Annotated in this window: 11 protein-coding genes; 1 reads left to right on the top strand and 10 read right to left on the bottom strand. The window is 34.5% G+C overall.

Going from position 1 to position 15,262, the window contains the following annotated elements; all coding sequences use genetic code 11:
- Positions 1-77 precede the first annotated feature (77 nt).
- From ACEN92_RS20515 to gltB, 9 genes are all read right to left on the bottom strand, one after another.
- Entirely contained in the window at positions 78-1,031 is a 954-nt protein-coding gene (locus tag ACEN92_RS20515; protein ID WP_495640180.1) for a phosphatase PAP2 family protein, read from the bottom strand.
- A gap of 253 nt (positions 1,032-1,284) precedes the next feature.
- Positions 1,285-1,641 (bottom strand): hypothetical protein, encoded by a 357-nt coding sequence (locus tag ACEN92_RS20510; RefSeq protein WP_495640179.1) that lies wholly within the window; start codon positions 1,639-1,641, stop codon positions 1,285-1,287.
- A 69-nt stretch (positions 1,642-1,710) separates the two neighbouring features.
- Positions 1,711-1,998, bottom strand: a complete 288-nt coding sequence (locus ACEN92_RS20505) for a hypothetical protein (protein ID WP_495640178.1) — start codon at positions 1,996-1,998, stop codon at positions 1,711-1,713.
- A gap of 60 nt (positions 1,999-2,058) precedes the next feature.
- Entirely contained in the window at positions 2,059-2,559 is a 501-nt protein-coding gene (locus tag ACEN92_RS20500) for a hypothetical protein (protein ID WP_495640177.1), read from the bottom strand.
- A gap of 110 nt (positions 2,560-2,669) precedes the next feature.
- On the bottom strand, positions 2,670-3,455 hold the full coding sequence (locus ACEN92_RS20495) for a hypothetical protein (RefSeq protein ID WP_495640176.1): 786 nt from the start codon (positions 3,453-3,455) through the stop codon (positions 2,670-2,672).
- A 56-nt stretch (positions 3,456-3,511) separates the two neighbouring features.
- Positions 3,512-5,026, bottom strand: coding sequence for an RNA-directed DNA polymerase (locus tag ACEN92_RS20490; RefSeq protein WP_495640175.1), 1,515 nt, complete (start codon positions 5,024-5,026; stop codon positions 3,512-3,514).
- A gap of 472 nt (positions 5,027-5,498) precedes the next feature.
- Positions 5,499-6,716, bottom strand: a complete 1,218-nt coding sequence (gene lysA, locus ACEN92_RS20485) for a diaminopimelate decarboxylase (RefSeq protein ID WP_495640174.1) — start codon at positions 6,714-6,716, stop codon at positions 5,499-5,501.
- A gap of 214 nt (positions 6,717-6,930) precedes the next feature.
- Complete coding sequence (locus tag ACEN92_RS20480) at positions 6,931-8,385, bottom strand: glutamate synthase subunit beta (RefSeq protein ID WP_495640173.1); 1,455 nt, start codon at positions 8,383-8,385, stop codon at positions 6,931-6,933.
- A 4-nt stretch (positions 8,386-8,389) separates the two neighbouring features.
- Entirely contained in the window at positions 8,390-12,904 is a 4,515-nt protein-coding gene (gene gltB, locus ACEN92_RS20475; RefSeq protein ID WP_495640172.1) for a glutamate synthase large subunit, read from the bottom strand.
- Positions 12,905-13,320: 416 nt separating this feature from the next.
- Here gltB and sucC point away from each other — a divergent pair, with 416 nt between their 5' ends.
- Complete coding sequence (gene sucC, locus ACEN92_RS20470) at positions 13,321-14,514, top strand: ADP-forming succinate--CoA ligase subunit beta (protein ID WP_495640171.1); 1,194 nt, start codon at positions 13,321-13,323, stop codon at positions 14,512-14,514.
- Between the two features lie 277 nt (positions 14,515-14,791).
- Here sucC and ACEN92_RS20465 read toward each other — a convergent pair whose 3' ends face one another.
- Complete coding sequence (locus tag ACEN92_RS20465) at positions 14,792-15,256, bottom strand: DUF1456 family protein (protein WP_495640170.1); 465 nt, start codon at positions 15,254-15,256, stop codon at positions 14,792-14,794.
- Between the last annotated feature and the right edge of the window lie 6 nt (positions 15,257-15,262).

Here is a 15,262-nt window from a genome sequence, read left to right as displayed (position 1 = left end):
ATATTGTCGAAGCATTCAATATCGCGAAGTTTATATCGTGACAGATGGTTAAAATAAATTTCATAATAATTCAGAGCCTAAAAAGTTCCAATAAAATGGAATCCAATCACAGAGTTTGAAATTTGAGGGATTAATTGTTTCTGCATTTTAAATTTTTTAGGATTGTCGTTAAAAGCACTGGATTCATTTTTTGCCATTTGTTTCCGACTGCTAATTACTACAGATCGACCAATTATTGTACCTATTAATCCACCTACCAATAAGTCGGAAACCCAATGGTCATGACTTTTTATATCTGCAAGAAATACCGCAGTAACAAAGGTATAAGGTATCCAATAGTTGTTGTATTCCATTTGGAATACTTTGGCAACAGCAAAATAAGAGGTAGTATGAAAAGAAGGAAATGAAGTACCCGGACCACCTTGCCTGAAGTGAATCCCATGGAAGTTTCCAAAATCCCATGGATCTTTTGTCAAGGGCTCTACTACAGGTTTATCATCATTTATTCTTCTTTGTGGCCTGTTTCTTGCCGTTATCGTTTTTAGAAATATTTGAGTTATAACATAAGAATATGCTAAAGATTTAGCCGCATTAAGAGCAGTAACTTGTCCTTTTTTGTTGTTAATAATTAATGAACCTGCATATAGCCCGATGATTGGGTAAACAATATAAGGGTCATCTCCGGTTATAATTTTGGTATTTTTAGGTCCGATATCAGGCAAACTATAATCAATATTCGGTTCTATCTTATCGTGCAGAAAACCTGTAGTTTGTTTGTCAATGGCTATTAAACCAATTATCCCCGCAGTATAAAGAGCTGTTCTTTTCCAGTTACCTGACACGTTATGTCCCATTGCTGAAAAATCACCCGGGACACTATGAAAGCTGTCTGCAAGTACGGAACCTGCCACTTTGAATCGATCGCCTTTTTTTATCTTTAGGCTGTCATTCTGATTTATATTTAAGGTATCATTTTGAGAAAAGCATGAAATCGATAGTAGGCTAAAAAAGATTAGAATGTAAAATTTCATAGTAAACAATTTTAAATTATTATTCAAAACATACCCATGAGTGTAATTATTGTAAGTTAAGAATAGATTTAACACAAGATATTAAAAATCAACACCTTGAAGTCAACAACCAGGGCTTATCTCAAATTTAATAAAAAATATGTAAGAATTTTTATAGGATATAAAATCTTTTAATTGTAAATTAAGTAATATCAGTTGTTTACATAACAAAAATATCTGATAGAGGTAGTTGATTTTAGCAGAGGTGCTATATCTATTTTGTAATAAGTATTGAAAATTTGTGATTTATGTATTCGTTATTCTTGTCTCGAAACCCCATATGAAGATTTAAGGTGTCATTTTCTATAACTTCCCTTTGAGGAATAACTTCAAGGTTTACTTCTTCTTTTGGATTGTTACTTTTGATAAATCTAATTCCTGGTGCAGACATTGTCATTTTTTTAGTATCTATATTCTCTATCTTAAAATTCAGAACTGCTTTTCTTCCCCAAACTAATGTTTTAGTTCCGTTGTCGATTTTTAAAACTACTTTTTGATTTTCTTTTATAAATGTGAAATCATCTTGAGTAGCCAAGAGGATAAAAAGAATACTAGATAATAATAGTTTCATGATATTTTAGGTTATATGTTTTACTACAGTGAGTTAGAAATAGATAATTTCTCTATGCGGGCATAAACTTCAATCGTCGAGCAAAAACTCATTGGGTCTATTAAGTCTTTCGTAATTCAGAAAACATTTGTTTGCCAAATCTTTATTTGTAGCTACTACTATCATTGAGTAACCATAAATGCTTCCATATTCAGATTTTTTGCTGTCGTCCCATTCATAAATATTACCATCTGCGTCGATATTTATTATTCCTTTGTCCAAGATGTCCTGCCATTCAATCATATTGGTAAGTTGATCTATGGAATCATAAACTACAATTTCTTTTGGATTACTATAATTGTCTATACAAAATATCATATCTATTTTAAAAATTGGTGGTATTCTGTTACTACTACGGGTACGGATTGCAAATTTTCGCTATCGGGGTTTATATTTAATTTCAGGAACGCGCTGAATAGAATCAATAGTTTCAATTTTTTTATCTATTTCCTGCTGTTTCATTTCTAATTCTTTTATTCTCGATTTATACATCAACGTTGCCGTAATAAATGAACCGATAGCAACTAATAAAGCAAGTGCAGATATGTAAAGAGAATATTTACCATAGCGGGCTTGAAATTTTGATATTCTTAGATCGAATATTGCTTTTTCATTAATTTTATTTTGCTTTTCTCGTTCTGATTTCAAATATTCTTCATAGCCACCAACTCTCAGTACATCTTTACCTTTTTCTAACAAAGTAAGTTTACCATGATTGGTAAATGGTTGTAAAATCAATTCTTGTTTACAAAGAAAGCTAATAACTTCTCGGTATTGCAACATTGTAGCTCCGTTTTCGTTTATGTCTTCAATTTTTAAAATGTATTCTTCCGAACTATTTATATCATTTAAAATTGCATCAATTAAATCTGCATTCATATATTCATTTTAAAGTTTAAAAATGGATTACAATATCTTTTTTCACTAAGCGGGCACGGATTGCAAATCCGCGCTATCGAGTTGCAAATCTGCGCTATCGTATTCAAAAATTATGACTCGTATACAGATGTTATAATCTTCATTGCTTCATCTTTAGCTATTTCATTATTTTCGAATTCCTTAGAATAAAAATAAAATAAAGCAACTTTATATTTTGGGAGTTCAAGGAAAATAAACTCGTTTAAATGATGAAAAAAATAGAAATTTTCATTTTTCGTTTTAAAAACAATTAATGAATTTTCATTATTAATTTTTGATTTTCTTGTTACTCTTTTCTGAGCCAGCCTTATTTGTGAAACTGCTTTATAAGGAGAATAATCAATATTCGCTCTCATAATCGAAATAGGAATGTTTCTGAAGTATGAATTATTTTCTAATTTTTTTGATTTTAGGAACTTCCTACGAATCTCAAGCAGTTGGAATTTATATTCTATTATTTCTAACCATCGAATTATATTTTGAATTTGTTCCTGATTAAAAAAAGTTTCTGATAAATCTATGCTCTCTAATGTCGAAATCATATATTTTTCAACATTTCCAAGAAGATCATTATTGCAATCAGCACATGCTGGAATTGTTGTTTTATTATATGTTTGCTCGCTACCATTTACATCAGTAATAAATAACCTTTTAGTACAATTTTCGAATACCCATTTTGGCAAAACATGTTCCTTTGTCAAATTTGCGTCGCTGGCACAAAACACACAAATTTCTTTTTTAGATTTATCCTTTAAACTAACATTTGGTACATGTCTTTGTAAAACATCCTTCATAATTTCTTGAGAATTTTGTCTTAATTTGACACGAAGAGTTTTCAGTTTGATGTTTACATCCATATTTGTTAGTTGTAATTATATTGATTAATCTGCAAAAGTTATATATGAAAGATGAACTAAAATCCTGGTTTGATAAATGTTATTCTTTGTCTCTTCATATGCTTAAATTCATTTGTTAGATCATTTAATGTCAAAACTTCATATATGAAAAGCCAATATTGCTGAAAATCTGTATTATTAAGAGTTTTAGCATGGTCTTTATATTCCTGTAAATAAATTCGTCGCTGATATTTTAAATCTATTCTATATGCTAATAATAGAAAGATACAATCATTCGCTAAGATTGAATCATCCTTAATTGACGCAATTTGTAAATCAAAATTGTATTTAAGTCCCCAATAAATAGCGAATGAGCAAGGTTCATAAATTTTACATCGTACTCCATAATCATAAATGTCTTTTGCTATTATCAAAATTTCCGAAATGTCAATCGAATGAGGCTCAAAAACATGTTCGTCAAGAATATTAATTAAATATGGATATAATAAAACTAAGTGATGCATTTGTTTGATCAAATATTTTTTTGCACCAACACCCAGAAATTTCCCTGCTATTATTTGAACCGCATAATTTATTACAGAAGCATCACCCCCTTCATCAAGCATTAATTCAACAGCAAAATCAAAAAAACCTTTCAACTCTTTTACTCGAATCCCAATTTGACCATTTGGACCTTCATATGTATTTACGAAGTTGAAATGATTTAATTTTGTTACCCAGTTTTTAACATCAGCAGTTGGTAAAGGAAGAATTTTTGTTTTTTTAGAATTTAAGGTTAATTCATATTTCTTTAATTCGTCCGATAAGGACAAAATAAAACTCTCGGCTTCTTCATGATTTTTTGCATAGCAAGTATAATCGTCAATGTTTCTTATGTATTTAAATCCTTTATTCACTAATTCGTAATCAACAGTCGTTAGTATAATTTCTGATATGAGATTAGAAACGTGCGGACCAATTAAAAGTCCATTTGTTTCTCCAAATTTCAGATTTCTAGTAAATGTATCAATTTGATTAAACCAAAGAGTTGCCGTGCGATTTACTTTAGCGTGTTGTTTAGTCACTAATGCCCAAGAAATAGAGTGGCTATAAATACTTGGAAAGCAATTAGCGATGTCCGCATGAGCAATATATTTACTCTTTATCATGATATCCTGACGTGGATCTCCATCCATAAAGAAATTTTTATAATTCATTTCAAAAAGTACCTCATCATTAAAAAGCTTGCGAATATGAATTCTACTAACTTTATGTAATTCAGTACTCGTCTTATCTCGAAAGTGTTGTGTCAATTGTGGCCAAACAGTTGAAATAAATTTACAGAGATTAGCATACGCAAATGGATCAGGAATTGCTAAAGGTCTTGGAACATTAATATTACGCATTCCAGAATATCTAATATAATCTCTTTCATTGGAGTGTTTTGGATATTTTGGAGTCTTACTATATAACAAAAAGTTTTCACTTGTAATAAATTGTGGAATTTTGCTTGTGAATAATCCGTGTCCAACTAAACCATCGTAAAGTTCTTCAGAATTTATATTTGAAATATATGTAATGTATGTTGTCATTATGTATTATGTTACAGATTTTAGTTAAAGCTAAAAATAGTCCTTTTTTATTACAAATAATCTAAAATCAATTTATTGCTTATGAAACCAAATGCGTGAGGGATAGAGGCGGTATCCTTTTATGAAACGGAGCGGAATAAAAGATAGAGCCGAAAGCCCGACCCGGAGGGACACGCCCTTAAAAAAATTAGTTGCTGGTTGCTGGTGCTGGTTGCTGGTTGCTGGTTGCTGGTTGCTGGTTGCTGGTTGCTGGTTGCTGGTTGCTATACTTTGTGGAGTTTCTTTCGGAGATTGCTGCGCCAGTTCGCTATCGCTCGTGTCTTCCTCCGTCAGGATGACAAGATTGGGCTGAAGCTTCGACTTCGCTCAGCCTGACAATTTGGTTTCGAATAATCCAACAATCTTAAACAAAAAAATCCCATTCACCTTTCGGGAATGGGACTTCATCATTGATATTCTCTTTTTTTTATTTTTAAACTGTTGCTTCTACTGGCAACGGAATTTGATTTTTAAGCAAATCTTCGAATGTTTCGTGTTGACGAATCAGGATTCCCTGACCGTTCATCCATAAAACCTCAGCCGGTTTGTATCTTGAATTGTAGTTCGAAGCCATTGAGAAACAATACGCTCCTGCGTTTCTGAATGCCAGGATATCGCCTTCTGCAATTTCCGGGATTCTTCTGTTGCTTGCAAACGTATCGGTTTCGCAAATGTATCCTACTACGGAGTAAAAACGCTCTTTTCCTTTTGGGTTGGAGATGTTTTCGATATGGTGTTGTGAACCGTAGAACATCGGACGAATCAAGTGATTGAATCCACTATCGATTCCGGCAAAAACCGTTGAAGTCGTTTGTTTTACTACATTTACTTTTGCCAAGAAGAAACCTGCTTCACTCACTAAAAATTTCCCCGGTTCGAAAATCAGGGTTAAATCTTTACCATATTCAGCACAGAAAGAATTAAATCTTTTTGATAATTTTTTACCTAATTCCTCAATATCGGTTTCGATATCGTCTTTTTTGTACGGTACTTTGAATCCGCTTCCGAAATCTAAAAATTCCAGGTTTTTGAATTTTTTAGCGGCGTCGAATAATATTTCGGCTGCATATAAAAATACTTCAATATCTAAAATATCAGATCCTGTGTGCATGTGGATACCTACGATATTCATGTGTGTGTTCTCTACAATACGCACTAAATGAGGTAACTGATGTACAGAAATTCCGAATTTACTATCGATATGGCCTACTGATATATTCTCGTTTCCACCCGCCATTACATGCGGATTGATACGGATACATACAGGTACAGTTGGATATTTTGTTCCGAATTGCTCTAATATGGAAAGGTTGTCAATATTAATCTGAACCCCCATTTCGGCAACTTGCTCGATCTCTTCCAAAGAAACACCGTTTGGTGTAAAGAAGATTTTTTCAGGTTCATAGCCAGCATGAAGCCCTAGTAAAACTTCCTGAATTGATACAGTATCTAAGCCAGACCCCATGTTCTTTAATAACTGAAGAATCGCAACATTAGACAAAGCCTTCATGGCATAGTTAATTCGCAAGTTTTCTACCTTAGAGAAAGCTTTCGTTAACCTATTGTACTGTGATTGGATTTTTTCGGCATCATAAACATATAATGGACTTCCAAATTGGTCTGCTAACTGCAGTAAATCTTTTGCTTGCATTGTTAAACTATTTTAAGCAAATTTATTACTCTTTTGAGAGTATGCAAATTAAATGTAGAAAAATAACAAATTATAACAAATTGTTTGTTTTTTAAACTTTATGTGAATTTTATTTAAATTTTAAACATTTAGAAAATTTATTAAACATTACACATAAAAAAGCAAAACGGCTATCAGTATTGACAGCCGTTTTGCTTTTTATGAATATAATTAATTATACTCCAAGTAAATCTCCACCTTCTTTAGTCGGTAAATCAGATCTTCCCATTAAGTAAATATCAACTTGTCTGGCTGCTTCCCTTCCTTCTGATATCGCCCATACAATTAGTGATTGTCCTCTTCTCATATCTCCGGCTGTAAATACATTTGGAACATTAGTCTGGTAATTATGAGCTTTATAGTTACTTCTAAAATCAAGTTCCAATCCTAGTTGTTCGCTTAAAGTTTTTTCAGGTCCGGTAAATCCAAGTGCCAATAAAGCTAAATCACAAGGCCATACTTTTTCAGAACCTTCTACTTCAATTAACTCCGGACGTTGTCCCGGAACTATTTTCCATTCAACATTTACTGTTTTTAAAGCTATCAGTTTACCATTGGCATCTTTGATAAATTCTTTAGTATTGATTAACCAGTTTCTGTCACAGCCTTCTTTGTGTGAAGTTGACGTTTTTAACTGCAACGGCCAGTAAGGCCAAGGAGTCGATTTGTCTCTTCCTACAGGTGGCTTAGGCATGATCTCAAAGTTCGTTACCGATTTTGCTCCGTGACGGTTTGATGTTCCCACACAGTCAGATCCGGTATCTCCACCTCCGATTACAATAACATCCTTACCGGTTGCCAGTACCTGATTTTCGATTTTTTCTCCATATAATACTTTTGTTTGCTGAGATAAGAAATCCATAGCCTGAACCACACCATCAGCATCAGCTCCAGGAGTTGGCAAACCTCTTCTTTCTGTAGCTCCTCCACAAAGTACAATAGAATCGAACGCTTTTAAATCTTCAATAGCGTAGTTTACACCAACATTAGCATTTACTTTAAAAGTAATTCCTTCTGCCTCTAAAATAGCTACACGTCTGTCGATAATTCCTTTTTCTAATTTGAAATTTGGAATTCCATAACGCAATAAACCTCCAATAGCATTATCTCTTTCAAAAACTGTAACAGTGTGACCTGCTCTGTTTAATTGCTGAGCTGCTGCTAAACCTGCCGGACCTGATCCTACAACTGCAACTGTTTTACCAGTTCTTACTTTTGGCGGTTGTGGTTTGATCCATCCTTCTGCGAAAGCACGTTCAACAATATTTTTTTCAATATTCTCTATAGAAATTGGATCTTCAATAAGTCCTAACACGCATGCTTTTTCGCATGGTGCCGGGCAAAGACGTCCTGTAAATTCAGGAAAATTATTGGTTGAATGCAAAATCCATGAGGCTTTTTGCCATTCTTCCTGGTATACCATGTGATTGAAATCGGGAATTAAATTCCCAAGAGGACAGCCACTGTGACAAAAAGGAATACCACAATCCATGCAACGAGATCCCTGAGTAGTAATTTCAGCTTCACTCAAAGGAATCGTAAATTCATTGTAATTTCCTACACGTTCTTTAACCGCTAGATATGATTCGTCTTGTCTTTCGAATTCTTTAAAACCTGTTACTTTTCCCATTGTATTATGCTGTTAATTCTTCTACCATTTGTTCTTCTGTTTCCAGACGCTTTAACGCTTTTTTGTACTCTGTAGGCATAACTTTTACAAAATTGTCTAAGCTGGTTGCCCAATCGTTCAATAATTCTTTCCCTCTACTGCTTTCCGTGTACAGAACGTGCTTTTCAATCAATCCTCTTAAGTCAGCTTCATCTTCGCCTTCGACTGTTTCGAATTCAATTGTTTCAGTATTACACAATCCGTTTTTAAATTTGTTTTCAGGATCATAGATATAAGCAATACCACCGCTCATACCCGCCGCAAAATTACGGCCGGTACCACCCAGTACTACAACTTTACCTCCGGTCATGTATTCACAACCATGATCTCCAACACCTTCCACTACAGCAATCGCTCCGGAATTACGTACTGCAAATCGCTCTCCGGCTATACCATTGATATAAGCCTCTCCTTCGATTGCACCAAATAAACAAACGTTTCCAACAATGATATTCTTCTCAGCTACAAAAGTGGCTTTTGCAGGTTTTTTAATGATTAATTTGGCTCCGGATAATCCTTTACCTAAATAATCATTTGTATTTCCTTCTACAGTAAATGTCAGTCCATGAGCACTAAACGCTCCTAAACTCTGACCTGCAGAACCGGTAAAATTAATATTCAAGGTATCCTCAGGTAATCCAAGGTGACCATATATTTTAGAAATTTCATTACTTACAATAGCACCAACTGAACGGTTTATGTTGTTGATTGGATAGGCTAAAGTCATTTTTTCTTTTCTGTATAAAGCTCTGTGAGAATCTTTCAGTATTTGGAAATCCAATACACCTTCTAAACCATGATCCTGCTTTTCTGTATTTCTTACAGGCATCGTTTTATAAGCAGCCGGTCTGTACAAAATAGAAGATAAATCTAATCCTTTTGCTTTATAATGATCAATCGCTTTGTTAGAATTGATTTTATGTGTCTGACCAACCATTTCTCCTAAAGTCCTGAATCCTAATTGCGCCATAATACCTCTTAATTCTTCTGCAACATAATAGAAGAAGTTAATAACGTGTTCCGGTGTTCCTTTGAAGTTTTTACGCAAATCTTTATCCTGAGTAGCAATTCCTACCGGACACGTATTCAGGTGACACTTACGCATCATGATACAACCGGAAGCTACAAGAGGAGCGGTTGCAAAACCAAATTCTTCTGCTCCTAATAAAGCAGCGATAGCTACGTCACGACCAGTTTTTAACTGACCATCACATTCTACAACAATTCTGCTTCTTAAGTTATTTAAAACCAAAGTTTGCTGTGCTTCTGCCAATCCAAGTTCCCAGGGAAGTCCTGCATGTTTTAATGATGTCAAAGGAGATGCTCCTGTTCCACCATCATAACCTGCAATTAAAACAACATCTGCTTTTGCTTTGGCAACACCTGCAGCAATTGTTCCAACTCCTACTTCAGAAACCAGTTTCACATTGATACGGGCTTCTCTGTTAGCATTTTTCAAGTCAAAGATTAATTGTGCCAAATCTTCAATAGAATAAATATCGTGGTGTGGCGGAGGCGAAATCAATCCTACGAAAGGAGTTGAATTACGTGCTTCTGCAATCCACGGTAATACTTTTTCTCCGGGTAACTGACCACCTTCTCCAGGCTTAGCTCCCTGAGCCATTTTAATCTGAATTTCTTTTGCACTTGATAAGTAGTGGGAAGTAACTCCAAAACGTCCCGAAGCAACTTGCTTGATAGCCGAGTTACGACTGTCTCCGTTGATGTCCGGCTGAAAACGCTTTCTGTCTTCCCCGCCTTCACCTGAATTGGATTTTCCTCCAATACGGTTCATCGCAATAGCTAAATTTTCATGCGCTTCTCTTGAAATCGATCCGTAAGACATTGCTCCCGTTTTGAAACGTTTTACAATTTCTGTCCACGGTTCTACTTCGTCTAATGGAATTGGATTTAAATTATCAAATTCAAATAATCCACGAATGGTCATTAAATTTTTGGCCTGATCGTTAACTGCATTTGCATACACATCATAACTGTCCTGATCACTTAATCGAACCGCCTGTTGTAATTTGGCAATCGTAGTAGGATTGAACATATGTCTTTCTCCGTTACGTCTCCATCTGTATTCTCCTCCAATGTTTAAACCTAATCTGTTTGGAATTAATTTATCAGGATATGCATACTTGTATCTTTCTGTAATTTCTTTTTCAATTTCATACAATCCGATACCTTCAATTCTTGAAGTAGTATATGGGAAGTATTTTTGAACGAATTTAGAATTGAATCCAACAATTTCAAAAATTTGAGAACCTCTGTACGAATGCAAAGTTGAGATTCCAATTTTATTCATAATTTTCAGGATCCCTGAACCAATAGCTTTATTGAAATTATCAACCGCTTTTTGTTCGCTGATTCCGGTAATGAATCCTTCCTGTACCTGTACACGGATAATTTCATTTACCATATATGGATTAATCGCACTGGCGCCATATCCAAACAATGTAGCAAAATGATGCGGCTCACGCGGTTCAGCAGATTCTATAATAATATCAAAGTATGAACGCTTACGTAAACGGTTCATCTGATGATTTACATACGAGCATGCCAATAGCGCTGGAATCGGTGCAAATTCTTTATTAACCCCTCTGTCAGAAAGAATAATAATATTTGTACCTCTTTCTACTGCTTTTGTTATTTGAACAATAATTGCATCCAAAGCATTTTCCAAACCGTTCATACCCTCTAATTTAGGATATAAAATTCCGAAAGTTTCTGCTTTAAAATTATCGATAGAAATAGTTCTGATTTTCTCTAAATCACCATTGGAAATAACCGGATTCTGAATTCTTAATTTTCGGCATTGCTTACTGGTGATATCAAAAATATTACGGTCCTGACCTAAATTCAAAGCAATATCAGTAACGATTTCTTCACGGATTCCATCCAAAGGCGGATTGGTAACCTGAGCAAATAATTGTTTGAAGTAATTCGGGATTAACTGAGGTCTGTCTGACAATACTGCAAGAGGTGTATCTGTTCCCATTGAACCCAAAGCCTCTTTACCGGTTTGAGCCATTGGTGTAATCACATCCTGAATATCTTCTAATGTATAATTAAAAAGACGCTCTCTTGTTGGCAAGTCGATAGTTTCTATCGGACAAACTTCAGATGTTGAAGGAACATCTCTTAAATGTAATCTGTATTGATCCAGCCATTCCTGATAAGGTCTTTCAGAAACAATTTTGCTTTTAATTTCTTCATCATTAATGATGCGCCCATTGTTCATATCAACCAGGAACATTTTCCCCGGCTCTAATCTGCCATGGCTTTCTACATCTTCTGCAGGAACATCTACAACTCCAATTTCGGATGCCATAATTAATTTACCACTTTTGGTAACTGTATATCTTGAAGGTCTTAGTCCGTTACGGTCCAATAAAGCTCCAACATAATCACCGTCAGAAAAAGGTACAGAAGCAGGACCATCCCATGGCTCCATGATACAAGCATTATATTCGTAGAATGCTTTTCTTTCAGGCGACATTGTTTTGTGTTTTTCCCACGCTTCAGGGATCATCATCATCATCACTTCAGGCAATGATCTTCCGGTATGCGTTAACAATTCCACAACCATATCCATAGAAGCAGAATCTGATTTACCCGGTAAAATAATTGGGAATAATTTATCGATTTGCGGTCCGAAAACCTCACTTTTCATAATTTCTTCACGAACACGCATTCTGCTCACGTTTCCACGCAAAGTATTGATCTCTCCATTTTGACACATGTATCTAAACGGCTGAGCCAATTCCCATGTAGGCATTGTATTAGTAGAGAAACGCTGGTGCACTAATGCTAAGCGTGTTACCAAATCCGTTTGTTGTAAATCCGTATAATACGGACCAATATCTTCAGGCATAATAATACCTTTATATATTATGGTCGTAGTAGATAAACTTGGAACGTAAAAATAAGAGCTTTGCGATATTTTTGAACTTCTGATAATATGCTCCGTAATTTTACGTGCAGCATATAATTTTGCTTTAAATACAGCATCCTCAATAGCTTCTTTTTTTCCAATAAAAATTTGCTCGATTTTTGGCTCTGATGCTAATGCAATTTCACCTAATTGAGTAGAATCAACTGGCACCTCTCTCCATCCTAAAACAGAAAGTCCTTGTGCTTTGACTTCTTTTTCAAAAATATCTTTACAATAATCGTATTGATTTGTAATTTTTGGCAAAAACACCATTCCAACAGCATATTCACGTGCAGCAGGCAATTCAAAACCAGACACCCTCTTGAAGTACTCATGAGGAATATCTATTAAAAGTCCAGCTCCGTCTCCTGTTTTACCATCAGCACTCACTCCGCCTCTATGTTCCAGTTTAACCAGGATTTCAAGGGCATCATGAATAATTTGGTTTGTCTTTTCTCCTTTAAGATTGCAGATAAAACCAGCTCCGCAGTTTTCGTGCTCGAATTCTGGCAAATAAAGGCCTTGTTCTTTTAGTTTCATTCTTGATATTTTTTTTTTACAAAAATAAAGATTTCGTTAAACATAATGTATCGAAATTATAATTTCGCTTACACTTTTATAGGAATATTAGAAAAAGGGTTCTTAAATGATAATAATTTCATAGAACGCATTGTGAATTGCCAAAATGATAATCGGTTTTAAATTATATTAAGAAAAATCAACAATCAGCAAGAAAAACACATTGCTTTTATGTTAAATCTAAAACGATATAGCACTTAGAAATTAACTTTTAAAACATATTTGCTTAACCTTATATTGACCTTAAAATAAAATTATTTAACAATCCGGAGCTGGTTTATTATTAATTAAAAAAGATTTTACTTTTAAGTTGAATTTTGCTACTTTTGTCGCACTTTTATTCTGAACTAAATTCAGAACCAGACAAATTCTATATTATGAACATACACGAATATCAAGGAAAAGAAATTTTAGCAAGTTACGGAGTACGCATTCAACGCGGAATTGTAGCCAATAATGCAGTTGAAGCTGTTGCTGCTGCAAAACAATTAACTGCCGAAACCGGTACAGGATGGCATGTAATAAAAGCACAAATTCACGCAGGTGGTCGTGGAAAAGGTGGTGGAGTTAAGCTGGCTAAAAACTTGCAACAAGTTGAAGAAATTGCTGGACAAATCATCGGAATGCAATTGATCACACCTCAGACTTCTGCCGAAGGTAAAAAAGTAAACAAAATTTTAGTAGCAGAAGATGTTTACTATCCTGGTGAAAGTGAAACTTCTGAATTTTATGTTTCTGTTTTATTGAATAGAGCTACTGGTCGTAACATGATTATGTATTCTACTGAAGGTGGAATGGATATTGAAGAAGTTGCTGAACACACTCCTCATTTAATTTTTACAGAAGAAGTTGATCCTTCTGTTGGATTACAAGGTTTTCAGGCAAGAAGAATTGCTTTTAATCTAGGCCTTTCCGGAAATGCTTTCAAAGAAATGGTGAAATTCATCGATTCATTATATAACGCTTACATTGGTTCTGATGCTTCTATGTTTGAAATCAACCCGGTTTTGAAAACTTCAGACAATAAAATTATGGCTGTTGATGCTAAAGTAAATATCGATGATAATGCTTTATACAGACAAGCTAAATATGCTGAAATGCGTGATATCCGTGAGGAGAATCCAATTGAAGTAGAAGCTAAAGAAGTAGGTTTAAATTACGTAGATCTTGATGGTACAGTTGGATGTATGGTAAACGGAGCCGGACTTGCAATGGCAACTATGGATTTAATTAAATATGCTGGTTTTGAACCTGCTAACTTCCTTGACGTTGGTGGAACTGCTGATGCAAAACGTGTTGAAACTGCTTTCCGTATTATCTTAAAAGATCCAAATGTAAAAGCAATTTTAATCAATATTTTTGGTGGAATTGTTCGTTGTGACCGTGTGGCACAAGGAGTTGTTGACGCTTACAAAAATATGGGTGATGCTATTAAAGTTCCAATTATCGTTCGTTTGCAAGGAACAAATGCTGAAATTGCAAAAGAATTAATTGACAATTCAGGTATGCCAATTTTATCAGCTGTTCAATTTCAGGAAGCTGCTGATCAGGTTAAAGCTGCATTATCTTAATCAAATAAGAAATTAGTCATATATATTAAAATCCATTCGTTTACGAGTGGATTTTTTTTTTTGCAGTTACATATCAATATAAAATTTCCGTTTCGGAATGTTTTTGAAAGAAAAGCATCCCGTAGAGGCGCACAGTGCGTCTACCATCTATGAATCAATTACCGCCAACATTGCGTAGATGCACTGCTGTGCACCTCTACGATAAAATCTTTGGTAATAAAAAAATCCCTTAGATTGTTTCGAAGGGATTTATTAAATCATGATATTGTAATGTCTATTATTTTTTATTCTTACCGTTTTTGTAAACAACCTTTTCTACGACCTGTACTTTAGGCGCAGTTTTCGTGTTGTTTTTCTTGAAAGGTTTTTTAGCTGCCGGACCTGATTTTGAAGGTTTTTGATCCCCTCTTCCTTTTTCTGAATCTTTTGGACTTGCTTTAAATTCGGGCCTTTCTTTTGTGTTTTCTTTCTTAGGGATTTCAGCTTTGTGTTTAGCTAAAACATCATTTGGATTTTTTGGATTTTCTTTCGTCCCTCTTAAATGAATCACCAATCCGTTTAAGAAGTTACGCAAAACCTGATCGCCACATTCCATGTAATTCTCATGATCTTCAGCTCTGAAAAAAGCACCTAATTCTGATTTTGTAATTCTAAAATCTACTAATTCTAAAATTTCAACTATTTGGTCATCACGGAGCATTAAAGCCACGCGAAGTTTTTTTAAGATATCGTTATTTGTCATCGTTTA

The organism is Flavobacterium sp. Flavsp81 (assembly GCF_059491325.1).
This window is presented reverse-complemented; position numbering and strand designations above follow the sequence as displayed.